23 protein-coding genes are annotated in these 22,072 nt (G+C 71.4%); 8 read left to right on the top strand and 15 right to left on the bottom strand.

Annotated elements, in window-relative coordinates; translation table 11 throughout:
* Positions 1-25: 25 nt before the first annotated feature.
* The 5 genes from ACZ60E_RS41925 to ACZ60E_RS41905 form a co-directional block, all read right to left on the bottom strand.
* Entirely contained in the window at positions 26-460 is a 435-nt protein-coding gene (locus ACZ60E_RS41925) for a hypothetical protein (protein ID WP_384810536.1), read from the bottom strand.
* 92 nt (positions 461-552) lie between these two features.
* Complete coding sequence (locus ACZ60E_RS41920) at positions 553-1,485, bottom strand: ABC transporter substrate-binding protein (protein ID WP_469447478.1); 933 nt, start codon at positions 1,483-1,485, stop codon at positions 553-555.
* Positions 1,486-1,716: 231 nt separating this feature from the next.
* A complete protein-coding gene (locus ACZ60E_RS41915; protein ID WP_384810542.1) occupies positions 1,717-2,379 on the bottom strand; it encodes an ABC transporter permease in 663 nt (220 codons plus the stop codon).
* Between the two features lies 1 nt (position 2,380).
* Positions 2,381-3,022, bottom strand: a complete 642-nt coding sequence (locus ACZ60E_RS41910; protein ID WP_385836570.1) for an ABC transporter permease — start codon at positions 3,020-3,022, stop codon at positions 2,381-2,383.
* The gene (locus ACZ60E_RS41905; protein ID WP_469447454.1) at positions 3,022-4,113 is read right to left on the bottom strand and encodes an ABC transporter ATP-binding protein; all 1,092 of its coding nucleotides are present in this window, start codon (positions 4,111-4,113) and stop codon (positions 3,022-3,024) included. Before ACZ60E_RS41905 ends, ACZ60E_RS41910 begins: the two co-directional genes overlap by 1 nt.
* Positions 4,114-4,230: 117 nt before the next feature.
* On the opposite strand from ACZ60E_RS41905, the gene ACZ60E_RS41900 reads away from it, so the two are divergent.
* The 3 genes from ACZ60E_RS41900 (at position 4,231) to ACZ60E_RS41890 (ending at position 7,515) form a co-directional block, all read left to right on the top strand.
* A complete protein-coding gene (locus ACZ60E_RS41900; protein WP_469447452.1) occupies positions 4,231-5,790 on the top strand; it encodes an aromatic amino acid ammonia-lyase in 1,560 nt (519 codons plus the stop codon).
* 44 nt (positions 5,791-5,834) lie between these two features.
* A complete protein-coding gene (locus ACZ60E_RS41895; RefSeq protein ID WP_469447450.1) occupies positions 5,835-6,812 on the top strand; it encodes a MurR/RpiR family transcriptional regulator in 978 nt (325 codons plus the stop codon).
* A 118-nt stretch (positions 6,813-6,930) separates the two neighbouring features.
* On the top strand, positions 6,931-7,515 hold the full coding sequence (locus ACZ60E_RS41890; protein ID WP_469447476.1) for a hypothetical protein: 585 nt from the start codon (positions 6,931-6,933) through the stop codon (positions 7,513-7,515).
* Between the two features lie 4 nt (positions 7,516-7,519).
* Here the strand turns inward: ACZ60E_RS41890 and ACZ60E_RS41885 are convergent, their stop codons facing one another.
* The 5 genes from ACZ60E_RS41885 to ACZ60E_RS41865 form a co-directional block, all read right to left on the bottom strand.
* On the bottom strand, positions 7,520-7,894 hold the full coding sequence (locus ACZ60E_RS41885) for a roadblock/LC7 domain-containing protein (RefSeq protein WP_107015660.1): 375 nt from the start codon (positions 7,892-7,894) through the stop codon (positions 7,520-7,522).
* Between the two features lie 75 nt (positions 7,895-7,969).
* Entirely contained in the window at positions 7,970-8,455 is a 486-nt protein-coding gene (locus tag ACZ60E_RS41880; protein WP_384810554.1) for a roadblock/LC7 domain-containing protein, read from the bottom strand.
* Positions 8,456-8,493: 38 nt separating this feature from the next.
* Positions 8,494-9,285 (bottom strand): transcriptional regulator, encoded by a 792-nt coding sequence (locus ACZ60E_RS41875; protein ID WP_384810605.1) that lies wholly within the window; start codon positions 9,283-9,285, stop codon positions 8,494-8,496.
* A 134-nt stretch (positions 9,286-9,419) separates the two neighbouring features.
* Positions 9,420-9,818, bottom strand: coding sequence for a hypothetical protein (locus ACZ60E_RS41870; protein WP_210880812.1), 399 nt, complete (start codon positions 9,816-9,818; stop codon positions 9,420-9,422).
* Positions 9,819-10,053: 235 nt separating this feature from the next.
* Complete coding sequence (locus tag ACZ60E_RS41865; protein WP_469447448.1) at positions 10,054-11,469, bottom strand: type III PLP-dependent enzyme domain-containing protein; 1,416 nt, start codon at positions 11,467-11,469, stop codon at positions 10,054-10,056.
* Between the two features lie 178 nt (positions 11,470-11,647).
* On the opposite strand from ACZ60E_RS41865, the gene hutU reads away from it, so the two are divergent.
* The 4 genes from hutU (at position 11,648) to hutI (ending at position 17,347) form a co-directional block, all read left to right on the top strand.
* Positions 11,648-13,306: a urocanate hydratase gene (gene hutU, locus ACZ60E_RS41860; RefSeq protein WP_453794682.1), complete on the top strand. Its 1,659-nt coding sequence runs from the start codon at positions 11,648-11,650 to the stop codon at positions 13,304-13,306.
* A 188-nt stretch (positions 13,307-13,494) separates the two neighbouring features.
* Positions 13,495-14,712 carry an allantoate amidohydrolase gene (locus ACZ60E_RS41855; protein ID WP_469447473.1) on the top strand — a complete coding sequence of 406 codons (1,218 nt, stop codon included), beginning with the start codon at positions 13,495-13,497 and terminating at the stop codon, positions 14,710-14,712.
* An 11-nt stretch (positions 14,713-14,723) separates the two neighbouring features.
* Entirely contained in the window at positions 14,724-16,085 is a 1,362-nt protein-coding gene (locus tag ACZ60E_RS41850; RefSeq protein ID WP_469447445.1) for a formimidoylglutamate deiminase, read from the top strand.
* A 50-nt stretch (positions 16,086-16,135) separates the two neighbouring features.
* Positions 16,136-17,347, top strand: coding sequence for an imidazolonepropionase (gene hutI / locus ACZ60E_RS41845; protein WP_469447444.1), 1,212 nt, complete (start codon positions 16,136-16,138; stop codon positions 17,345-17,347).
* On the opposite strand, the gene ACZ60E_RS41840 is transcribed toward hutI, so the two are convergent.
* Genes ACZ60E_RS41840 through ACZ60E_RS41830 form a run of 3 tightly spaced genes read right to left on the bottom strand, consistent with a single transcriptional unit; the run spans position 17,348 to position 18,618 of the window.
* Positions 17,348-17,536 carry a DUF397 domain-containing protein gene (locus ACZ60E_RS41840; RefSeq protein WP_469447442.1) on the bottom strand — a complete coding sequence of 63 codons (189 nt, stop codon included), beginning with the start codon at positions 17,534-17,536 and terminating at the stop codon, positions 17,348-17,350.
* Positions 17,537-17,558: 22 nt separating this feature from the next.
* Complete coding sequence (locus ACZ60E_RS41835) at positions 17,559-17,759, bottom strand: DUF397 domain-containing protein (RefSeq protein WP_469447440.1); 201 nt, start codon at positions 17,757-17,759, stop codon at positions 17,559-17,561.
* 7 nt (positions 17,760-17,766) lie between these two features.
* A complete protein-coding gene (locus ACZ60E_RS41830; RefSeq protein WP_469447438.1) occupies positions 17,767-18,618 on the bottom strand; it encodes a helix-turn-helix domain-containing protein in 852 nt (283 codons plus the stop codon).
* 208 nt (positions 18,619-18,826) lie between these two features.
* On the opposite strand from ACZ60E_RS41830, the gene ACZ60E_RS41825 reads away from it, so the two are divergent.
* On the top strand, positions 18,827-19,240 hold the full coding sequence (locus ACZ60E_RS41825; RefSeq protein ID WP_469447437.1) for an ATP-binding protein: 414 nt from the start codon (positions 18,827-18,829) through the stop codon (positions 19,238-19,240).
* Between the two features lie 29 nt (positions 19,241-19,269).
* On the opposite strand, the gene ACZ60E_RS41820 is transcribed toward ACZ60E_RS41825, so the two are convergent.
* Both ACZ60E_RS41820 and ACZ60E_RS41815 read right to left on the bottom strand, forming a co-directional pair.
* Positions 19,270-20,784 (bottom strand): ricin-type beta-trefoil lectin domain protein, encoded by a 1,515-nt coding sequence (locus tag ACZ60E_RS41820; RefSeq protein ID WP_469447435.1) that lies wholly within the window; start codon positions 20,782-20,784, stop codon positions 19,270-19,272.
* A gap of 253 nt (positions 20,785-21,037) precedes the next feature.
* Positions 21,038-21,949 carry an RNA polymerase sigma factor SigF gene (locus tag ACZ60E_RS41815; RefSeq protein WP_384810590.1) on the bottom strand — a complete coding sequence of 304 codons (912 nt, stop codon included), beginning with the start codon at positions 21,947-21,949 and terminating at the stop codon, positions 21,038-21,040.
* Between the last annotated feature and the right edge of the window lie 123 nt (positions 21,950-22,072).

Raw genomic sequence — 22,072 nt, 5'->3', positions numbered from 1 at the left:
GTGTCCCTCTCCCCGTGTCCGTCCGTCACCCGTCCCAGTCCGAGTCCGCCTTGGCCCTGCGCCGCCCGAAGAAATTCGGTGAGAAGCGCGCGGCCTGGACCACGTTGACGCCGACGATGCCCGCCCAGGCGACCAGCAGGCCGGGCAGATGGGCGACGCCGCCGCCGATGGCGGACAGGGGGACCGCGAGGACGAGGGAGACGATCCCGAATCCGAAGCGCTCGCCCCAGGAGTCCGAGGACCCCTGCGGGGAACGCGCGTCCCGGGCCACCACCATCTGCTGTTCCGCGAGCTGGCGACGTACCCGGCGGTCGACCGCGCCGTCCAGGCGCTGTTCGACCTTCTCCAGGAACGAGTCGACCAGCGCGGACTCGTATTCGGCGCCCAGTTCCTTGCGTGCGTGCAAGGTGGCGTCGAGTTCCTTCTTGAGTTCGGCGTCGCGGGCTTCCATTCCGGTCATGCGTTCCACGGTAGGGAGCCGGCGCCGGCTTGGCACGGGGGTTAGCCCCCCTGTCCGCGCTGGGCCCGCCCCCACCGTCCCCGCCACCGGCTCTAGTCGGTCAGCCCCTTGTCCTTCGCGTACGCGTTCGCCACGTCCTCCGGGTCCTTCTTGTCCTTGTCGACCTTGCGGTTCAGCTCGGTCAGATCGGCCGTGGTGAGGATGTTGCCGAGTTCGGCGAGGGCCTTGCGGACCGTCGAGTCGGCCCTGCGGTCGGCGATCAGGGGGACGATGTGCTGGCCGGGGATCAGGTTCTCCGGGTCTGTGAGGACGACCCAGTCGTTGGCCACGATGTCGGTGTCGGTGGTGAAGAGGTTCGCCACGTCCACGTCGCCCTTCTTCAGGGCGCCCTTCACCAGCGGTCCCGAGGAGTCCAGGGACTTGAACTCCTTGAACTCGACCCCGTAGCGGCTCTTCAGGCCCACCACGCCCACCTCGCGCTTCTTCACCTCGGGCGCGGCGCCGATGACGAGCTTGCCGTTCTGCTTCTTCAGGTCCGCGAGGGAGGACAGGCCGTACTTGTCGGCGGTCTCCCGGGTGACGACGAACGCGTCCGAGTCCTCGGCCCTGCCGTACGGCAGCACCTGGAGCCCGGCGGGCAGGGCCGCCGCGAGGGCGTTCTGCATCTCGCCCTCCTCCGTGGCCCTGGATTTGGGGGAGAGGTAGTGCAGGAGGGCGCCCTGGTACTCGGGGAGCAGGTCGATGTCGCCGCCCTTGAGTGCGGGGATGAGGATCTCGCGGGTGCCGAGGTTCGGGCGGACCTTCGTCTTCACACCGGCCGCCTCCAGCACGGCCGCGTAGAGGTAGCCGAGCACCTGGTTCTCGGTGAAGTTGGCGGTCCCGATGGTGATCCCGTCCTTGCTGGACCCGCCCCCACCGCCACCACCCCCGTCACCGTCGAGGGACGTGATCCCACTGCCACAAGCGGCAAGAACGGGAACGGAAGCGGCGGCAAAAAGCCCACCGAGAAGGGTGCGACGGTTCATGGAGGTCATGGGAAAAGCTCCTGGGGGAGTTACGGAGATCGGGGGCGCGCCCGGTTCTTTCAAGGGGCGCGAGGAACTGCGCGACCAGCCACATGCGGCCCGCAGACTCAGTACGACGGTCAGCCCTTCAGGGGCGCGGGGAACGGCGCGACCAGCCACGACGGACCCGCAGATCCAGTGCGACGACCGGCGGCAGCCAAAAGGCAGCCAAAGGCAGCCAGAGGCAACGCCCTACGCAGGCCGATGCCGGAACAACACCCGCTGCACCCCACTCAGCGCGAGATCGAGCACGACAGCGACAAGGGCGACAAGAACGGCCCCACCCAGCACCTGCACAAGATCCCGCTGGGCGAGCCCGTCGAACACGTACCGCCCCAGCCCCCCGAAGGACACGTACGCCGCGATCGTCGCCGTGGCCACCACCTGGATCAGCGCCAGCCGCAGCCCCGTCATGATCAGCGGCAGCGCGAGCGGCAGCTCGACCTGGAAGAGGACCTGGTGCCAGCGCATCCCCTGCCCCCGCGCCGCGTCCTTCACGTCCGGATCGACGGCCGTCATCCCCGCGTACGTGTTGGTCACGATCGACGGCACCGCGAGCGCGACCAGCGCCACGTACACCGGCCACATCGACAGGCCGCTGGCGAGGAAGACGAGCACGACCAGGCCGACGGTCGGCAGGGCGCGCCCGAAGGACGCGAGGTTGATGGCGAGGAACGCGCCCCGGCCGGTGTGCCCGATCAGCAGGCCCAGCGGCAGGGCGATCGCGGTCGCCACGAGGGTGGCGAGCAGCGAGTACTGCAGGTGCTCGGCGAGGCGGTGACCGATGCCGTCGGGCCCGGTCCACTGCTCGCTGCCGACCAGCCAGGCGCCGAGGTTCTTGAAGAGTTCGTACATGTCAGGCTCGCCGCCTCTTCCACGGGGTGAGTACGTACTGGAGGGCGACCAGCAGGGCGTCCGCGACCAGCGCCAGCAGGAGCGTCAGGACGACCCCCACGATCACCGGCGTCGGGAAGTTGCGCTGGAAGCCGTCCGTGAAGAGCTGGCCGAGACCGCCGTCGCCGATGTACGTGGCGACGGAGACCAGCGAGATCGACATGACCGTGGCGATCCGGACGCCCGCCATGATCACCGGGAGCGCGAGGGGGAGTTCGACGGTCAGCAGGGCGCGCAGGGGGCGCGTGCCCATGGCCTTCGCGGCCTCCTTCGTCTTCGCGGGGACCGAGTCGAGGCCCTCGACCGTGTTCCGGAGGAGGACGACGAGGGTGTAGATCGTCAGCCCGACGACCGTGGTGGTGCGGGTCAGTCCCGAGACCGGCAGGAGCAGGACGAAGACCGCGATCGACGGGATCGTGAAGAGGACGTTCGACAGGCCCAGGAGCACCCCGCGCAGGGGGCGGATCCGGTGGGCGACCACGGCCAGCGGCAGGGAGATCAGCAGGCCGAGGAGGACGGCGGACAGGGCCGCCTGGAGATGGGAGAGCGTGAGAGTGGTGAGATCGTCGGTGTGGTCGCCGATCCACGACCAGTCGATGGTCATCAGGCCACCCGGGCTTCCGCGTGGGCCTGGCCCGCGTGCCGGTGGATCTCGTCGCGCGAGGTCACGCCGGTGAGGGTGCCGTCGGCGTCGACCCGGGCCACGAGTCCGGCAGGGGAGGCGATGGACTCGTTGAGGGCGGCGAGCAGGGAGTCCGTGTCGCGCAGGGGGCGTACGGGGAGTTCGGTGGTGCCGCTGTCGCCCTGCTCGTCGCCGGCCTTGGCGGGTGCGGGGCGCCAGTGCAGGGGTTTGCGGGCCCCGTCCAGGACCAGTTCCCAGGTGCCGCCCTCGGGGGCCGGGGCCTGCGGGATGCCCTTGAGCGAGGTCAGGGACAGCAGTTTCAGGCCGCGTTCGGCGCCCAGGAAGTCCGCGACGAAGTCGTCCGCCGGGCGGGCCAGCAGTTCGGCCGGGGTGGCGCACTGGACGAGATGGCCGCCGGTGCGGAAGACGGCGATCCGGTCGCCGAGGCGTACCGCCTCGTCGATGTCGTGCGTGACGAAGACGATCGTCTTGTTCAGCTCCTTCTGGAGCCGGAGCAGCTCGTCCTGGAGCTGGGTGCGCACGACCGGGTCGACCGCGCCGAACGGCTCGTCCATCAGGAGCACCGGCGGGTCGGCGGCGAGCGCGCGGGCCACGCCGACGCGCTGCTGCTGGCCGCCGGAGAGCTGGTGCGGGTAGCGCTTGCCGGCCTCGGCGGTCAGGCCGACCGTCTCCAGGAGTTCCGCGGCCCGTGACCGTGCCTTGCGGCGGCCCCAGCCGAGGAGGAGCGGCACGGTCGCGATGTTGTCGAGGACCGTGCGGTGCGGGAAGAGCCCCGACTGCTGGATGACGTACCCGATGGAGCGGCGGAGGTCGGCGGCGTCCTGTTCCAGCACGTCACGGCCGCCGACCCGGATGGTGCCCGAGGTGGGGTCGACCATCCGGTTGATCATTCGCAGGGTGGTCGTCTTGCCGCAACCGGAAGACCCCACGAGGACGGTCACGCCCCCTTCCGGCATCTCCAGGGAGAGGTCGTGGACCGCGGTGGTGCCATTCGGGAAACGCTTGTGGACCGCGTCGAACTGGATCATGAGGTGTCCCTTGCCCGGCTGCATATAGTCATGCAGAGTTCTCTCTACTTGAATAGCTTGTCAACGGTGTGGTGTTGATCGCTGGTTTCTTGTGATCGACAGGCAAGACCGAATGCCCGGTTTGAGGGGAGTTTGCGCTCTATGTCGTCTCGGGATGTGGACACGCCGAGTGCGGGGACGTACGGCCTCGTGGTGCTGGACGGTTACAGCACAGGTGTCGCCGACGTCGTACGCCTCGCCGACGGGTCCGCGCGGCCCGTCCCCGGCACCGACGCGATGAAGCGTGTCGAGGAGTCCTGGGACGCGGCCCGGCGCATCGCCGCCACCGGCCGCGTGTACGGCCGCTCCACCGGAGTCGGCGCGAACCGGAACGAGGACGTGCCCACCGAGGCCGCCGCCGAACACGGTCTGCGCCTGCTGCGCAGCCACGCGGGGGCCATCGGGGCCGAGCTGCCCGCCCGCGAGGTCCGGGCGATGCTCGCCGTGCGGGCCAACCAGCTCCTCGCGGGCGGCGCCGGCCTGCGCCCCACCGTCGTCACCGCGCTGTGCGAGGCGCTGGAGAGCGGCGCGTACCCCGTCGTGAACGAGTTCGGCTCGGTGGGCACCGGCGACATCGCGGCCCTGGCCCAGGTGGGCCTCGCGCTGGCGGGGGAGCATCCCTGGCGCGACGGGCAGGGGGCCGGCCTGTCGGCGAGGGCGGGCGCGGACGCCGTCGAGCAGGTGCGCGCCCCCGAACCGCAGCCGCTCGACAACAACGACGCCCTCGCGCTCATCAGCAGCAACGCCCTCGCCCTCGGCCAGGCGGCGCTCGCCCTGCACGAACTGCGCGGACTCATCGGGGCCACACAGGTCGTCGCCGCGCTGTCCCTGGTCGCGGTGGACGGCTCGTACGAGGCCTACGCGGCGCCCGTCCACGCCGCCCGGCCGCACCGCGGATCGACCGAAGTGGCCCGCCGGATGCGGGAGATGATCGGCGCCCCCGACCGGCCGACCCCGCCGCTCGGACGGATCCAGGACCCGTACGGCTTCCGGTGCGTGCCCCAGATCCACGGCCCCGCGCACGACGCGGCCGACGCGCTGGAGGAGGTCCTCGCCGTCGAGATCAACGCGGCCGCCGAGAACCCGCTGATCTGCGCCGAGGACATGGCCGCCTACCACCACGGCGGCTTCTACCAGGCCCAGCTCGCCCTCTCCCTGGACCACTTCAGGCTCTCCCTCACCCAGGTCGCCCGGCTGTCGACCTCACGCCTGTCGACCCTCAACGAACCCTCCTACACCCGGCTGCGCCCCTTCCTCGCCGACCACGAGCCCGCCTCCTCCGGCGTGATGATCCTGGAGTACGCCGCCGGGGCCGCCCTCGGTGACCTGCGGGCCTTCTCCGCACCCGCCTCGCTCGGCCACGCTGTACTCTCCCGGGGCGTCGAGGAACAGGCGAGTTTCGCCTCGCTCGCCGCTCGCCAGACCCTGCGCGCGTGCAGTGCGTACCGTCTCGTGGTCGGCTGCGAACTCGTGGCCGCCGTACGGGCGTTGCGTCAGCGCGGCCTGCGTCCCGACCCGGAGCTGCCGGTGGGCAGGGCGCTGGAGATCGCCGAGTCGGTGCTCGACGCGGACGCGACCGACCGGCCGCTCACGGACGATGTGACGGCGGCGGCAGCGCTGCTCGACCGGTTCACGGACATCTGGAGTGGGGGCACGGCATGAGCGTGGACGGGGACACGAGCGTGAATAGGGGCATGGACAGGGACATGGAAACGGGCCCGGACAGCGGTGAGACGAGCGGGGCGAGCGGCGCCGGCGATACGAGTGGCGCCGGCGATGCGGGCGGCGCGAGGACGGATGACCGGAGTGCGGGCGGGGGCAGAGGCGGGGACGGCGCAGGCGCGGGCGTGACCGACGCTCCCGCCGGGCGGTTGCAGGCCCTCTTCGAGGGGCACCGGCTGACGCCCACCCAGCGGCGCATCGCGCACAGCATGGTCCGCCGGGCCGCCGACGTGCCGTTCCTGTCGAGCGTGGAACTGGCCGAACTCGCCGGGGTCAGCCAGCCCTCCGTCACCCGCTTCGCCGTGGCCCTCGGCTTCGACGGCTACCCGGCGCTGCGCAAACACCTGCGGGAGGTCGCACCGGCCGAACCCGCCCCCGACACCGGCTCGTACAACGAGTACCAGCAGGCCGTCGAGGCCGAGATCGAGAACCTCCGCCATCTCGCCTCCGTGCTGGCCGACCCGCGTCCCGTCGAACGGGCCGGCCGGCTCCTCGCCGCCTCCCGCCCGCTGCCGGTGCTCGGGCTGCGGGCCGCCGCGTCCCAGGCGTACGGCTTCGCGTACTTCGCGGCCAAGGTCCACCCGGACGTCCGGCTGCTCCACGAGGGCGGCACGATGGTCCACGACCGCATCGACGCGGCCGTCCGGGCCGGGGCCAGCACCCTGCTGTGCTTCGCGCTGCCCCGCCACCCGCGCGAGGTCGTCGACACCCTCGCCTACGCGAAGGAGGCCGGGCTGACCGTCGTCACCGTCGCGGACTCCGCGTTCGCGCCGGTCGCCAAGGTGTCCGACCTGCTGCTGCCCGCCGCCGTCGGGACAGGCCTCGCCTTCGACACGGCCTGCGCGCCGATGCTGCTCGGCCGGGTCCTGCTGGAGGCGATGTGCGACGGACTGCCGGACGCCCAGGCACGCCTGGAGGAGTTCGACGCGCGGGCCGCGGCACGGGGCCTGTTCGTCGAGTAGCGGCATCCCGGAGACGGAGTGCCGCCGACCGGCCGGAATTCTGGGCTCTCTCAGATGTGTCTCACGTTCGGCCGCTAACCTGCCCGCCACATACAGGCGTCTGGTGAGGAGGCGGATGGTGGCGCGCGGAGGGCAGGGACTTGCTCGGGTGGCCGTCGTCGTACGGGCCGGAGCGGCACCGCTGGGCTGGCTCGGGATCGTCGCGGCGGGAGTGGGCGTACTGGTGCCCGGAGTGACGGGACGGCGGATCGGGGTGCTGGCGGGAGCCGCGCTCTTCCTGATCACGGCGGTCGCCGTCCTGCTGACGCGCCGGAAACGGTACGTGGCACTCGCCCGCGGCGCCGACCGGGCGAGCAAGCACGATGTGCTGCAGGACCGGGCGGTGACCGTACGGAACTGGCGCCGGGGGCACCGCTGGTGGGTGCTCCTCGCCTTCGCCGCGGCACTGGGCTCCGCGTTCGCCGTGCCGGCCGCCGGCGGGATGCTGCTCGCCGGCGCCGGAGTGGGCCTTCGTCTCAAGGCGGCCCGGATCGGCCGGCTCGAACGGGCGGCCGAGTCGCTCCTGTGGGTGCGGGTCGACTGGCTCGGCCGCGGTGCGGGCGTTCCGGCGGGCAGGCGCGTCAAGGGCTACCGGGCCACCGGGATCGCCGCGGGCGACGCCGCGCCCGGTGGGGCGCGGCGTCGGGCCGGGGTACTGGTCTGATCCCTCAGACCTCCAGGTCGCTCTCGATCTTCTTCAACTGGTGCCTGGCCATGGCCAGGTTGGCGCGTTTGGCGTCGAGCACCAGGTAGAGGAAGAGTCCGTTGCCGCCGCGGCCCTTGATCAGCCGGATCAGGTGGTACTGGTCGGACAGCGTGATCAGGATGTCCTCGATCTCGCCCTTCAGACCCAGGTGCTCCATGGTGCGGATCTTGGCGCGGACGACGTCGGTGTTCCCGGCCGCGGCGACCGTGAGGTCGAAGCTCTTGCTGCCGCCGATCGTGCCCAGTGCCATACCGGTGGTGTAGTCGACGAGAGCGGCTCCGGTCGCGCCCTCGATGGAGGCCAGGGTCTCTTTCAACGCGGTCTCGGTGTTGGTCATGGTGGTGCGGTCCTTTCGGTTCGGTTCAGTTCGTGTTGGTTCGGATCGGTCCGGGCTGGGTCGGTGCGGCCGGATTCAACGGCTCTCACCGGTCGGCCCGGGGATCGTCCGCGCGGTGCGCGCGGTTCTGGTGCGGGGCGTGAGGGCGGCCTTCGGGGTGGGCCGTGCCGCCGGGGCCGGCTGGGCCTCGACGGCGGCCTCGACGAGTTCGCCGATCCGGGTGCCGGAGCGGCGCCCTTCGAGGTGCAGCCGGCCGACGTTCGTCCGGTCGCCCGCCAGCAGCGTCAGTACGGCGGAGGGTCCCGCCGCGTAGGTCGCCACATAGCCGTGCTCGCCGCGCAGCAGAAGTTCGCGGAAGTCGCCCCGGCCGGTCGCGTCGGCCACGCGGAGGGCGACCCCCAGTGCGGCGGCGGTGAGGGCGGCCAGCCCCTCCGGCTCCACGCCCGGAGTGTCCTGGGCCAGTACCAGGCCGTCGACGCTGGCCGCGAGCGCGCCCGTCAGCTGGGGCACCCGGGCCCGTAACCGGTGCAGTTCGTCGAGGACTTCGGCCTCCGCCGCCATCAGTTGTCTCCTCTCGGCACGCTGTCGGAGCGCGCGGATCACAAGGCCTCCAATGCGTCTCTGAGCCGGCGCAGCAGGGCCACGTCGGGATCCGCCGACGCCTGCGCGGCCTGCGCCGCCTGGGCGGTCGCAGTGGAGACGGGGGACATGGGGGACACGGGGGGTGCGGCGGTTTCCGGTGCCCGGCACTCGACCGTTCGCGCGCGGGTCGTCACGATCCCGGCCGCCGCCAGCCGGCGGACGTCGACCAGCGTGTGGAATCCCGGCCTGCCGAGGACCCGCGAGATGTCCGAGACCGTGCGCGCCCCGTCGACCTGGTCGAGAACCGTGCGCTGACGCGGCGGAAGGACCACGTCGACGGCACGGGCGGTCCGGACGAGTTCCGCGGTGTCCGTGTCCGGATCCGGCCAGATGCGGTGCAGCAGCGCGCGGCGCCGCAGCGTCTCGCGCTCCACCGCGTCCACGGTCACCGGCCGTACGGGGCCTATCCAGTGCGCGACCCCGTACCTGAACCGCGCCGGGCCGCTGCTCGCGCCGAGCGTGAAGAACGCGGCGTCGTACAGCGCCCCCAGGTGGCACAGCTCCAGGGCGCCCGCGGCCAGCCGCCCGCTGTCCACCAGGAACCGTCCGACGCGGCGTTCGGCGCCCGCCTCCGAGACCGCCTCCCACCAGCCGTCGGAACCCAGTGCCCCGCGGCTGGTGAGCAGGATGTCCAGCCCGGGGGTCGCGGGGCTCTCGGCGTGCACCACCTGGCCCTCGACCAGGTACAGCACTCCGCGGTCCCGTGTCAGTACGCCGGTGGCGCGCTCCTCCGCGAGCCGGCTGAGCATGGGACTGAGCACGGGCGGGACACCGGCCGGCCGGTCCGCGCCGTCCAGGTCGACGGCCGGGTCGACGGGTGGGCCGACGGGTGGGTCGGGGTCGGGTCTGCCCAGTCCCGGCAGGGGGCCTGCTTCCATCGTGGTCACCCCACCACCAGCCGTTCCGCCATCTCACCGAGGCGTATTCGGGCCAGGGCGAGATTGCCGTCCGAACGCCCCAGCCACAGATGCAGGAACACACTGCTGTCGAAGGTCGTCCGGACGAAACGCAGGACGTGATAGCTGTCCCTGTTGCTGACGATGAGGTCCTCCACCGGCGGCTGCCCGCCGGACCAGTCGGCTCCTTCCTCGGGTGCGAACGCCTTGTGCTCCGCGGCGAGGCGGGCGAGTTCCGCCGCCTCGGCCGCGGTGGCCTCGTGATCCCCGTTCGGTGAGTCCCCGACCGTGCCCAGAGCCAGTCCGCTGGTCCAGTCGACCACCGAGGCTCCCCGGGCTCCGGGCAGCCTCATGGCCTCCAGCAGGCACTCGTCGATTCCGGGCACGGTGCTTCCCTCCCGCCCGTCGGTTCAGCTGAGTGACGCAGAAGCTACGCAACGTGTGCGTGACGGGTGAGAGATAGTGCATTTTCCCGTGGAACATGCCAGTTGCTGGCTAGTGTGGGTCGATTGCCCTGAAGATAATCAGACCTTCAGGCTTTGCCCGGTTCGTAGGTGCATTCCGGTCACGCCTGGTTCGAGCCGCGCCTGGTTCGAGCCGGTCCCGCCCGCGCCGTACGGGTCAGGCCGGGGGTTCGCCCGTCAACGCGTCCGCGTGCGCCCCTCCCGACTCCGCCACGAGTTCGTCGATCGTCTGCGCCGTGCGGACCGTCGCGAACCGCACCCCGCCCGCCCCGTCAGGACCGAAGCCGTGCACGGCGGGCCGCGCGAGCGAGTTGTACCCGTAGTGGTGCGCGAAGTAGTACGCCCCCGTGTCCAGCGCGGCCGCGTAGTCGCCCTGTTCGAGCAGCGGCATCGACCGGCCCTCCGCCAGCAGGTCGCCCGCGAAACAGGCCGGCCCCGCCACGTCCTGCACCACCTCGGGCCCCGTCTTCGGCCGCCCCTTGGCGTCGTACGCGGCCACCCGCAGCGGCCAGGACTCGGGCGCGTACACCGTGCGGGCCGCCACCTGGACCCCCGCGTGCGTCACCGCGATGGCCCGCCCGCCCGCCGACTTCGCGTACTCGACGCGCGCCAGCACCACGCCGTGCTTGGCGAGCAGCGACCGCCCGAACTCGGTGACCAGCCCGTACCGCCCGTCGAACAGCCCCGGCACGGTCGACGCGAGGAGCCGTGCGTACTCCTCGTACGTCGGGGCGTGGACGTCCGAGCCGAAGTTCACCGGCAGCCCGCCGCCGATGTCGAGCGTGTCGACCTGCCGCCGTCCGGCCCGCCCGTTGATCTCCTCCGCGAGCCCGTACGCCTCTGCCACCCCGCGTGCCATCAGCTCCAGCGGCATCCCCTGCGAACCCGAGTGCGTGTGCAGCCGGGTCAGCCACGGCCGGTCCAGGTACGCCCGCACGACCCACTCGCGCGCCCCTTCGTCCCGCAGCGCCACACCGAACTTCGAGGTCGCCGTCGCCGTGGACAACGCCCCGATCGAACCCCCGCCGACCTGCGGGTTCACCCGCAGCCCCAGAGGTGAGCGGGTCGACGCCGACCCCACCAGCGCGTCGATCCGCGCCAGCTCCTGGGGGTTGTCCGCGTTGACCGCGATGCCCAGCGCCAGTGCCTCCCGCAGCTCCGAAGGGGTCTTCGCGGGCGAGTCGAGGACCGTACGGGACGGGGGCACCCCGGCCGCGCGGGCGAGGGCCAGTTCGCCCGGACTCGCGACCTCCATGCCGATGCCCTCCCGGTGCAGCAGGCGCAGCACGGGGACGAGCGGGGTCGCCTTCACCGCGAACGCGTGCAGCACGGGCGTACCCGGTGCGGTCACCGCGTCGAAGGCCGCCCGCAGGGCCATGACGGAGGACCGGATTCCGGTGGTGTCGAGGAGTGCGACGAGAGGGGTGGAGGGACTCACGAGCCCTTGCTCCACGGCGGCGCGAACGGCTTCGTGGCGCCGCGCGGCCCCCTCCGGCGGTCCGCCGGCCGGGTCCGGGCCGGTGTTCGTTTCCGTATCACTGTCCGCGTCCCCTGAGCCTGTGTATGCAGCCATACATCCAGCCAAACACCCGTACGGCGCCCGTGCTGGCCCGCGAGGGTATTGACTAGTTCTATTCAGAAGTTCAGGATGTGAATATCTGCTGTATCGCTGTATTGCCCCACCGCTGTATCGCCGCACCGCTGTACGAACGGCACCACCCGGAGCACTCACCGTCGCCAGGAGGCAGACCATGTCAGGACCCCGCCCCGTCCGAGCACCGCGCGGAACGGAACTGAGCGCCCTGGGATGGCAGCAGGAAGCCGCTCTGCGGATGCTGCAGAACAACCTCGACCCCGAGGTCGCCGAGCACCCCGACAAGCTCGTCGTCTACGGCGGCACCGGCAAGGCCGCCCGCGACTGGCGCTCCTACGACGCCATGGTCCGTACGCTGCGGACGCTGAAGCAGGACGAGACGATGCTGGTCCAGTCCGGCCGCCCCGTCGGCGTCATGCAGACCCACGAGTGGGCGCCGCGCGTCCTCATCGCCAACTCCAACCTCGTCGGCGACTGGGCGAACTGGGAGGAGTTCCGGCGCCTCGAAGCCCTCGGCCTCACCATGTACGGCCAGATGACCGCCGGATCGTGGATCTACATCGGCACGCAGGGCATCCTCCAGGGCACCTACGAGACCTTCTCCGCCGTCGCCGCGAAGAAGTTCGGCGGGACGCTCGCCGGGACCATCACCCTGACGGCCGGCCTCGGCGGCATGGGCGGCGCCCAGCCGCTCGCCGTGACGATGAACGACGGCGTCGCGATCTGTATCGACGTCGACCCGCGCGCCATCGAGCGCCGCATCGAGCACCGGTACCTGGACGTACGCGCCGACTCCCTGGAGCACGCCCTCCAACTCGCCGTGGAGGCCCGGGACGCCCGCCGCCCGCTCTCCATCGGCCTGCTCGGCAACGCCGCCGAACTGCTGCCGCGGATGCTCGCCGAGGGCGCCCCGATCGACATCGTGACCGACCAGACCTCGGCCCACGACCCGCTGGCCTACCTGCCCGTGGGCGTCGAACTCGACGACATGGCCGCGTACGCCGCGAAGGACCCGGCCGGTTTCACCACCCGGGCCCGTGAGTCCATGGCACGGCACGTGGAGGCCATGGTGGGCTTCATGGACGCCGGCGCCGAGGTCTTCGACTACGGCAACTCCATCCGGGGCGAGGCCCAGCTCGCCGGATACGAGCGGGCGTTCGCCTTCCCCGGCTTCGTGCCCGCCTACATCCGGCCGCTGTTCTCCGAGGGCAAGGGCCCCTTCCGCTGGGCCGCCCTGTCCGGTGAGGCGTCCGACATCCACAAGACCGACAAGGCGATCCTCGACCTCTTCCCGGAGAACGAGTCCCTCCACCGCTGGATCAAGCTGGCCGGCGAACGCGTCCACTTCCAGGGCCTGCCCGCCCGGATCTGCTGGCTCGGCTACGGCGAGCGGGACAAGGCGGGCGAGCGCTTCAACGACATGGTCGCCTCGGGCGAACTGGCCGCCCCCCTGGCCATCGGCCGCGACCACCTCGACTGCGGTTCCGTCGCCTCCCCGTACCGCGAGACCGAGGCCATGCTCGACGGCTCGGACGCGATCGCCGACTGGCCGCTGCTGAACGCCATGGTGAACGTGGCCTCCGGCGCGTCCTGGGTGTCCATCCACCACGGTGGCGGTGTGGGCATGGGGCGTTCCATCCACGCGGGGCAGGTGTCGGTGGCCGACGGCACGAAGCTGGCCGGGGAGAAGATCCGGCGTGTGCTGACGAACGACCCCGGGATGGGTGTCATCCGGCATGTCGATGCCGGGTACGACATCGCTGAGACGGTTGCCGATGAGCGTGGCGTGCGGGTTCCCATGCGGGAGGGCGAGTGAGCGGGTCGTTGTCCGGCGGGGGCTCCGCCCCCGGGCCCCGCTGGGGGCTCCGCCCCCAGGCCCCCGATCGGCCTGAACGGCCTCGTCCTCAAACGCCGGACGGGCTGGGGGTGTCCGAGCGGTCTCGTCGGCAGGCGTCGGACGGGCTGGGGGTGCCGGACGGGGTGAAGGGGTCCTCCTTTCTTGAGATGTGGGGGGAGTTGGAGTCCATCGGGCGGCATGCCGGGTCCGGGGGGTATCGGCGGTTCGCCTGGACCGGGGCCGATACCGACTGCCGGGCCTGGTTCCGGGCGCAGGCCGAGGCGCGTGGGCTCACCCTCGAACTGGACCGGAACGGGAACCAGTGGGCCTGGCTCGGTGACCCCTCCGCGGGAGACGCCGTCGTCACCGGGTCCCACCTCGACTCCGTACCCGACGGCGGTGCCTTCGACGGGCCCCTCGGCGTCGTGTCCTCCTTCGCCGCGCTGGACGAACTGCGCGGCCGGAACGCGCGGTTCACCAAGCCTCTCGCCATCGTGAACTTCGGCGACGAGGAAGGCGCCCGCTTCGGGCTCGCCTGCGTGGGCTCGCGGCTCACCGCCGGGGAACTCACCGTCGAGCAGGCTCACCGGCTCACCGACGCCGACGGGATCACCCTCCCGCAGGCGATGGAGGCCGCGGGCCACGACCCGGACGCCATCGGCGCGGACCCCGAACGCCTGGGCCGTATCGGCGCGTTCGTGGAGCTGCACGTCGAGCAGGGACGCGCCCTGGACCTGACCGGTGACCGGGTCGGTGTCGCCAGCGCCATCTGGCCGCACGGGCGATGGCGGTTCGACTTCCGGGGCGAGGCCAACCACGCGGGCACCACCCGCCTCGTGGACCGCCGCGACCCCATGCTGTCGTACGCGGAGACCGTGCTCGCGGCCCGCCGGGAGGCCCAGCTCGCCGGCGCGGTGGCCACCTTCGGCAAGATCTCCGTCGAGCCGAACGGCGTCAACGCCATCCCCTCCCTCGTACGCGGCTGGCTCGACTCCCGCGCCGCCGACCAGGCGACCCTCGACACGGTCGTCCACGGCATCGAGAAGGCGGCCCGCGAGTACGCCGACGCGCACGGCATCCACCTCGACGTCGTCCGGGAGTCGTTCACCCCGGTCGTCGAGTTCGAGCACGCCCTGCGGGACGAGATCGCCCGCCTCCTCGGCAAGGAGGACGGGGGGAAGAGCGCGCACCTGAACGTGCCCGTCCTGGGAACCGGTGCGGGACACGACGCCGGGATCCTCTCCGGTTCGATCCCGACCGCCATGCTGTTCGTACGCAACCCCACGGGGATCTCGCACTCGCCGGCCGAGTACGCCGCCGAGGACGACTGCGTGGCCGGGGTGACCGCACTCGCCGACGTACTGGAAGGGCTGGCCTGCAAGTGAGTGAGCCGCACGTGAGCGCGCGAGGCACGACGTACTGGCTGGAGCACGCCTGGCTCGACTCCTACGTGGAGCCGGGCGTGGCCCTCGACGTGGGGACGGACGGCCGGATCGCCGCCGTCCGCACGGGCGTCGACGGTCCACCGCCCGGGGCGGAGATCCTGCGCGGCCTGACCTTCCCCGGCCTCGCCAACACCCACAGCCACGCCTTCCACCGGGCCCTGCGCGGCACCGTCCAGGTCGGCTCCGGGACCTTCTGGACCTGGCGCGAGATCATGTACTCCGTCGCGGACCGGCTCACCCCGGACACGTACCACGCGCTCGCCCGCGCGGTGTACGCGGAGATGGCGCTCGCCGGGATCACGGCCGTCGGCGAGTTCCACTACGTGCACCACGCGCCGGGCGGCACCCCGTACGCCGACCCGAACGCCATGGGTGAGGCGCTCGTCGAGGCCGCCGCCGAGGCGGGCATCCGCATCACCCTCCTCGACACCGTCTACCTCGCCGCCGGCCTGGTCGACGCGCGCAGGGGACAGCCGCCGAACCGGCACCAGCTCCGCTTCTCCGACGGCACCGCGGAAGCCTGGGCAACACGCTGTTCAGTTCTCAAGGACCGGGATCACGCGCGGATCGGGGCCGCCGTCCACTCCGTACGGGCGGTGCCCGCGGGGCAGTTGGCGACGGTGGCGCGGTGGGCCGAGGAGCGGCGGGCCCCGCTCCATGTGCACCTGTCCGAGCAGACGGCGGAGAACGACGCCTGCCTGGCTGCCCACGGCCGCACGCCCACGCAACTGCTCGCCGACCACGGGGTGCTGGGCCCGCGCACCACGGGCGTGCACAACACCCACCTCACCGACGAGGACATCGCGCTGCTCGGCCGCTCCGGCACCGGCACGTGCATGTGTCCGACCACCGAGCGCGACCTCGCCGACGGCATCGGACCGGCCGTCGCCCTCCAGCAGGCGGGCTCCCCGCTGTCCCTCGGCTCCGACAGCCACGCCGTGATCGACCTGCTCGAAGAGGCGCGCGCGATGGAGCTGAACGAGCGTCTGCGCAGCCGTACGCGGGGTCACTGGACCGCGGCGGCGCTCCTTCGTGCCGCCTCCGCGGACGGTCACGCGGCCCTCGGCTGGGCCGACGCGGGCACGCTCGAAGCGGGTGCGCTCGCCGACTTCACGACGGTCGCGCTCGACTCCGTCAGGACAGCGGGGACGCTGCCGCGGCTCGGGGCCGAGACGGCCGTATTCGCCGCGACAGCGGCGGACGTGCGGCACACAGTCGTGGGCGGCCGACACGTCGTACGCGACGGGGCGCACACCCTCGTCCCGGACGTGCCGCGGGCCCTGGCGGACGCCGTCGAAGCGCTGCGCGCCTGAACTCCGGCCCCGACCGGGCCCTCTCCGCCCCGACAGCCCCCGAGGACGCCATGAGCAGCACCAGCCCCAGCAGCACCAGCGGTGGCAAGACCGGCAGCACGACCCTCATCACCAACATCGCCAGTCTGGTCACCAACGACTCCTCTCTCGGTGACGGTTCTCCGCTCGGTCTGATCCAGGACGCGGCCGTCGTCATCGACGGCGACCGCATCGCGTGGACCGGTGATTCAAGAAAAGCACCCGCCACTGACAATCGGGTCGACGCCGGTGGCCGAGCGGTGATCCCGGGCTTCGTGGACTCCCACTCGCACCTGGTCTTCGCGGGCGACCGCACGCAGGAGTTCAACGCCCGGATGTCCGGCCGGGCCTACAGCGCCGGCGGCATCCGCACGACCGTCGCGGCCACGCGCGCCGCGAGCGACGCGGAGCTTGAGCGCAACGTCGTCCACTACCTCGACGAGGCTCTGCGCCAGGGCACGACCACGTTCGAGACCAAGTCCGGCTACGGGTTGACGGTCGAGGACGAGGCGCGGGCCCTGCGGATCGCGTCCGCGCACACCGACGAGGTCACGTTCCTCGGCGCGCACATCGTCTCGCCGGACTACGCGGACGACCCCGCCGCGTACGTCGCGCTCGTCACCGGCGAGATGCTGGACGCGTGTGCCCCGTACGCGCGTTGGATCGACGTCTTCTGCGAGAAGGGCGCCTTCGACGGGGACCAGGCCCGCGCGATCCTCACGGCCGGCAGGGCGAAGGGGCTGCACCCGCGCATCCACGCCAACCAGCTCTCGTACGGCCCCGGCGTGCAGCTGGCCGTCGAACTGGACGCGGCCAGCGCGGACCACTGCACGCACCTCACCGACGCGGACGTCGACGCCCTCGCGAACGGCACCACGGTGGCGACGCTGCTCCCGGGCGCCGAGTTCTCCACCCGCGCCGAGTGGCCGGACGCCCGTCGCCTGCTCGACGCGGGCGTCACGGTCGCCCTGTCGACGGACTGCAACCCGGGCTCGTCCTTCACGTCGTCCGTACCGTTCTGCATCGCGCTGGCGGTACGGGACATGGGCATGACGCCGGACGAGGCGCTGTGGTCGGCGACGGCGGGCGGTGCGGCGGCGCTCCGCCGCACGGACATCGGCCGCGTGGCCCCGGGCGCGTACGCCGACCTGACGTTCCTCAACGCCCCGAGCCACGTGCACTTGGCGTACCGGCCGGGGGTGCCGCTGGTACGGGAGGTGTGGCGCCGGGGAGTACGGGTGTGATCAGGCGGTGCCTGCTTTCACCCCGAGTATCAGGTGGGCCAACGGGCCGGTGGTGGTGTTGAGTGCGATGTCTGGGGTGTCGCTCTCGCGGAGGTGGAGGGTTCCGGGGGAGGTGGCGATTTCGACGCAGGTGTTGCCCTCGCCGCCGTCCGAGAAGGTGGACTTCTGCCAGTGCAGGGTGTGGCTCATGGGGTGCCTCACCGCTCCCTTGTCAGGCGGTTGCGCGGAACAGGCCTGACTTCACTCCGCGTATGAGATGCGTCAACGAGGTCGCGGAAATCGTGAGTTCGGTGGACGGGGCGTCACTCTCGCGGAGGCGGACGTGATCTGCGTGGGTGGCGACTTCGACGCAGGTGTTGCCGTCTCCGCCGCCGGAGAACGTGGACTTCTGCCAGCGCAGTGCGTGCTTCATGTGCGGCTCACAACTCCTTGGTCATACGGTGGATGAAGTCCCGTGACGCCGAGGGGTCCAGCGACATCTTCTCGACTCTACGGAAGAGTGTTCGGAGCTGTCTCAGCTGTGCTTCCGCATCGATGAACATGGTTCCGGTGGGGAAGTCGCGCAGGACAGTGTCCAGTTGGGGCAGCGGACCGCCCAAATGCATCATGGAAGCCTCGGCGCCGGCGAAACCGTCCTGGTCGGTCGGGATGATGCGGACGGTGGCGTGGCCCTGCTCGATCTTGTCGAGGATCTGCTGGAGTTGTGCGCGGGACGCCCGGCGGTCGGCCACGCGGATGCGCAGGGCGAACTCGTGGATCAGCGTCTCGTACGGCGTGGGTTTGGCGCCCTCGAGGACGGCGCGCCGTTTCATCCGGTGCTCGACCCGAGGGGTCAGATCTCGCTCGGGCAGGCCGGGGACCATGTACGTGTAGACCGCGCGAGCGTAGTCGGCTGTCTGTAGCAGTCCCGGCACGTGCGTGATCACCACCTCGCGGAGGAACGTCGCGTGGTGCTCGACCTCGGCGACGTCCGCGAACACCGGAGGCAGCGGCCCTCGGTACTCCTCCCACCAGCCCCGTGTCCGGTCGGTCGCCATCGCGGTGAGGGCTTCGATCAACGCCTCGTCCGTGCAGGCGTAGTGGCCGGCGAGGCGTCGTACGCGTTCGGCGCTCACACCTGCGACGCCGGACTCGATCTGGCTCATCTGGACCGCGTCGGCCCCGAGCAGGGTGGCGGCCTCCCGGGCCTTCATGCCCGTCGCCTCGCGCAGTTTCCGCAGTTCAGCACCTAGTCGCAGCCTGCGGGCCGTGAGGTGCCTCTTCGGTGGCAACCGGCGCCTCCTCGTCTCAACTGTGCGGTGGTTGTAGCTCGTTCGAGGGTCAGAATACGCCAGCCGCTTGCGCCTTCCTAATGTTAGGAAATACCGTCAGTGACGTAAGAGTCACGTTGCGGAAGCGCACCACTCCGTCCTGCCATGACGGCTGCGGCTCTGCCACCGCCCGTGCATCCACCCCGCGCCCCACACCCGGAGCTGACGCATGCCCGAAAACGAGAACGGACCCTGGGAGTACTCCCTCTCCATCCCCAACGACCCCCGCGGCGTCACCATCTGTCGCCGCACCCTGCGGCTCATCCTCACCATGCATGGGCTGATCCGCCTCGTCGATGTCGCCGAACTCCTCGCCACCGAGCTGGTCGCCAACGCCGTGCTGCACACGAAGGGGCCCGCGACCCTCCGGGTCTGCTGGTCGGTCGGGGTCCTGCGGATCGGCGCGTGGGACACGGACCCCGAACCGCCCGAGCCGCCCGGGGAGTTGACGGCGCTCACCGACGCCGAGGGCGGCAGAGGTCTCGCTCTGGTCCACGCATGCTCCGACGCTTGGGGCTGGCACCCCCTGTTCAGATACGGCAACCAAGGCAAGTACGTGTGGTGTGACCTGGCCGCCGTGTAGCCCGTTGACCAGGGCTCAGTGCGCGTTCGTCATGCCTTGCCCGCTCGCCAGCGTTGCGTCGTCGCGCCCGTGTCCGGGGACAGGTCCAAGGTGTTGTTGCCCGTCGGGGTCAGTGCGTGGTCCGGGGCTATCGCCGGGCGGAGTGCGCCCGTTGTGGTCACCGCGAAGCGTAGGTTCGGGCCGTTGTGGCCGTCGAGCGAGGCGCATTCCCAGATGCCCACGCCGTCGTCGGTCGCGCCCCGGCTGTCCAGGCAGAAGTCGGGATCGGCGTACGACCGCAGCGCGCCCTCGTCGGTGTCGACGCGCCAGCGTTGCGTGCGGGACGAGGTGCAGGGAGCCGTGATGACGTCCGTGCCCTTCTCCAGGTCGCCGTTCCGGATGTCCAGGCAGCGGCCCGAGGCGCGGTTCACCACCTGCGTGTAGTCGCCCCCGGGAGGGCGCGCGGGTGGGGGTGGCGACTTCGTGGGGCTGGCGCTGGGGCTCGGGCTGTACGTCGGTTGCGGGGAGCTGGGGGTGCCTGTGGGGGAGGAGGGCAGCGGGCTCGTCGGAACCGTGGCCGTCACCGTCACCGGTGGGCGGGGCGGAGTCGCCGTATCGCCCGCCTCCTGTGAGGGGACGAGGAACAGGAGCAGCGGGGCCAGGGCCACCCCGAGCGCCGCCGAGGTGAGGACGAAGCGGCGGGAGGGCGGCCAGGGGCCCGGATGAGTCCGCTCGTGGGCGTCGGCGTGGGCGTGCGTTCCGGGGCCGAGCGCCGCCGCGTACGCCGTGCCTCCCCAGGGGAGCAGGCTCTCCGCCAGCGCCGTGCGCCGGTCGTCCCGTAGCGCGGACAGCACCGCGTACGCCGTCGCGCAGTGACCGCACTCGGCCATGTGGGCCCGCAGGTCCGCGCTGTGACGAGGGTGGTCGGGGCGTACCGACTCCTCGATCAGCCGGCGGAAGTCCTGGCAGCGCGGGTCCCCGGACGCGGCGAGGTGGGACTTCAGGAACGTCGCGCGCAGTGCCTGGAGCGAGGACTCCAGCCCGTACGTCACGTCCTGGCGCGTGACGCCCAGCAGTCCCGCCGTCTCGTCCTCGGGCTCCCGCTCGACCAGCCCGTACCAGATGAGGCCCTGGACCCGCGTGGGGAGCGAGCGGAACGCGTCCAGCATCGGCGGGGTCGGGCCGCCGGGGCCCGCCTCGTGCAGCCGCGCGAGCAGGCCGGGGTCGAGGCGGCGCGAGCGCTGGTCCCCGGCCCATGCGGCGGCCAGCCGCCAGGCCAGGAGCAGGAGTTGGTGCCGCCACGGTCCGCGCGGGTCCGTGCCGCGCTCGGTCTCCCGCGCGGCGAGCGTGAACGCGTGGGCCGTCAGATCCCTGGCCGCGTACTCGCCGGTGGTGCACAGCCGGGCGTACGCGAGGACCGCGGGCCGGTGGCGGGCGCGCAGTTCCTCCAGCGCCGCGTCCCCGGTCGCGGCGTCGGCGCGCAGCAGTTCCGTGAGCTGTGCGTCGGACGCTCCCGTGTGCACACCCCCGCCCGGCCGGTCGTCGTCGCCTTCGCCCCGAGCCATGCGTCCGCCTCCCCTGCGCCCGTACCGTCACTCGCTCGACTGCTGACGTACCAGCCAGTTTGTCGGGTGACCATAGTGAGGGAAGGGGATCGGAGGGGAAAGGGGTTTCCGTGGGTAACTCGGGTGCGTCGAATGGGGGATGGAGAACCGCCCGTGGACAGAAAGCGCGGGGCCGAGCCGGTCAGTCCGGCTCGGCCCCGCACACGTCCCGTCACGGCGAAGGTGTCACTCCTCGACGGTCACTCCTTGAAGGTCACTCCTCGACGGTCAGGCCCCTGCGCAGTCGCACCAGCGTCCGCGACAGCAGTCGCGACACGTGCATCTGCGAGATGCCCAGCTCCTCGCCGATCTCCGACTGGGTCAGATTGGCGACGAAGCGCAGCGACAGGATCTGCCGGTCGCGGTGCGGAAGTTCGGCGATCAGCGGCTTCAGCGACTCCACGTACTCGATGCCTTCGAGCCCGTGGTCCTCGTAGCCGATCCGGTCCGCCAGCGCGCCCTCGGAGTCGTCCTCCTCGGGCTGGGCGTCCAGCGAACTGGCCGTGTAGGCGTTGGACGCCGCCATGCCCTCGACGACCTCGTCGTTCGACAGTCCCAGACGCTCCGCCAGCTCTCCCACCGTCGGAGCGCGGTCCAGTTGCTGTGCGAGTTCGTCGCCGGCCTTGGCCAGGTCGAGGCGGAGCTCCTGCAGCCTTCGCGGTACGCGCACGGACCATGACGTGTCACGGAAGAAGCGCTTGATCTCGCCGACGATGGTCGGCATCGCGAAAGTGGGGAACTCGACGCCACGGCTGAGTTCGAAACGGTCGATCGCCTTGATCAGGCCTATCGTGCCGACCTGGATGATGTCTTCCATCGGCTCGCTGCGGGAACGGAACCGGGAGGCGGCGAACTTGACCAGGGCGAGGTTGAGTTCGACCAGAGTGTTACGGACGTACGAGTACTCGGAGGTGCCTTCCTCCAGCGATTCGAGCCGCCCGAAGAGGGTCTTGGAGAGTGCTCGCGCGTCGACCGGGCCCACCTCCGCGAACGGGGGGATCTCGGGAAGCCCGGCGAGGCCGGCATTCTCGTCGGCGGACTCTTCTTCCAGTTCGTCCAGAGGGCGTGTCGACGTCGCCCTCTGGGCCTGCGATGCGTCGAGCCGGGGTGACATGATGTCCTCCATCGTTCTCGGCATATGGCTGCCGATGCCAATACGTGCACTGCGGTGTGCGGCGCCTCCAAAGCCGGCCGTGTCGAAAACTGTCTCTACTAGCCCTACCCGCTTTCGTGACCCTCCCGCAAGTGA

The sequence above is a fragment of the Streptomyces sp. NPDC102514 genome, from assembly GCF_055584525.1.
Note: the sequence above shows the minus strand (reverse complement) of the source record. Positions and strands in the feature narration are given on the sequence as shown.

Excerpts from the sequence above, each read along its gene's own strand:
- ACZ60E_RS41925 (WP_384810536.1), bottom strand. The coding sequence starts at position 460 with ATGACCGGAATGGAAGCCCGCGACGCCGAACTCAAGAAGGAACTCGAC.
- ACZ60E_RS41920 (WP_469447478.1), bottom strand. The coding sequence starts at position 1,485 with ATGAACCGTCGCACCCTTCTCGGTGGGCTTTTTGCCGCCGCTTCCGTT.
- ACZ60E_RS41915 (WP_384810542.1), bottom strand. The coding sequence starts at position 2,379 with ATGTACGAACTCTTCAAGAACCTCGGCGCCTGGCTGGTCGGCAGCGAG.
- ACZ60E_RS41910 (WP_385836570.1), bottom strand. The coding sequence starts at position 3,022 with ATGACCATCGACTGGTCGTGGATCGGCGACCACACCGACGATCTCACC.
- ACZ60E_RS41905 (WP_469447454.1), bottom strand. The coding sequence starts at position 4,113 with ATGCAGCCGGGCAAGGGACACCTCATGATCCAGTTCGACGCGGTCCAC.
- ACZ60E_RS41900 (WP_469447452.1), top strand. The coding sequence starts at position 4,231 with ATGTCGTCTCGGGATGTGGACACGCCGAGTGCGGGGACGTACGGCCTC.
- ACZ60E_RS41895 (WP_469447450.1), top strand. The coding sequence starts at position 5,835 with ATGGAAACGGGCCCGGACAGCGGTGAGACGAGCGGGGCGAGCGGCGCC.
- ACZ60E_RS41885 (WP_107015660.1), bottom strand. The coding sequence starts at position 7,894 with ATGACCAACACCGAGACCGCGTTGAAAGAGACCCTGGCCTCCATCGAG.
- ACZ60E_RS41880 (WP_384810554.1), bottom strand. The coding sequence starts at position 8,455 with ATGGCGGCGGAGGCCGAAGTCCTCGACGAACTGCACCGGTTACGGGCC.
- ACZ60E_RS41875 (WP_384810605.1), bottom strand. The coding sequence starts at position 9,285 with ATGCTCAGCCGGCTCGCGGAGGAGCGCGCCACCGGCGTACTGACACGG.
- ACZ60E_RS41865 (WP_469447448.1), bottom strand. The coding sequence starts at position 11,469 with ATGGCTGCATACACAGGCTCAGGGGACGCGGACAGTGATACGGAAACG.
- hutU (WP_453794682.1), top strand. The coding sequence starts at position 11,648 with ATGTCAGGACCCCGCCCCGTCCGAGCACCGCGCGGAACGGAACTGAGC.
- ACZ60E_RS41855 (WP_469447473.1), top strand. The coding sequence starts at position 13,495 with ATGTGGGGGGAGTTGGAGTCCATCGGGCGGCATGCCGGGTCCGGGGGG.
- hutI (WP_469447444.1), top strand. The coding sequence starts at position 16,136 with ATGAGCAGCACCAGCCCCAGCAGCACCAGCGGTGGCAAGACCGGCAGC.
- ACZ60E_RS41840 (WP_469447442.1), bottom strand. The coding sequence starts at position 17,536 with ATGAGCCACACCCTGCACTGGCAGAAGTCCACCTTCTCGGACGGCGGC.
- ACZ60E_RS41835 (WP_469447440.1), bottom strand. The coding sequence starts at position 17,759 with ATGAAGCACGCACTGCGCTGGCAGAAGTCCACGTTCTCCGGCGGCGGA.
- ACZ60E_RS41825 (WP_469447437.1), top strand. The coding sequence starts at position 18,827 with ATGCCCGAAAACGAGAACGGACCCTGGGAGTACTCCCTCTCCATCCCC.
- ACZ60E_RS41820 (WP_469447435.1), bottom strand. The coding sequence starts at position 20,784 with ATGGCTCGGGGCGAAGGCGACGACGACCGGCCGGGCGGGGGTGTGCAC.
- ACZ60E_RS41815 (WP_384810590.1), bottom strand. The coding sequence starts at position 21,949 with ATGGAGGACATCATGTCACCCCGGCTCGACGCATCGCAGGCCCAGAGG.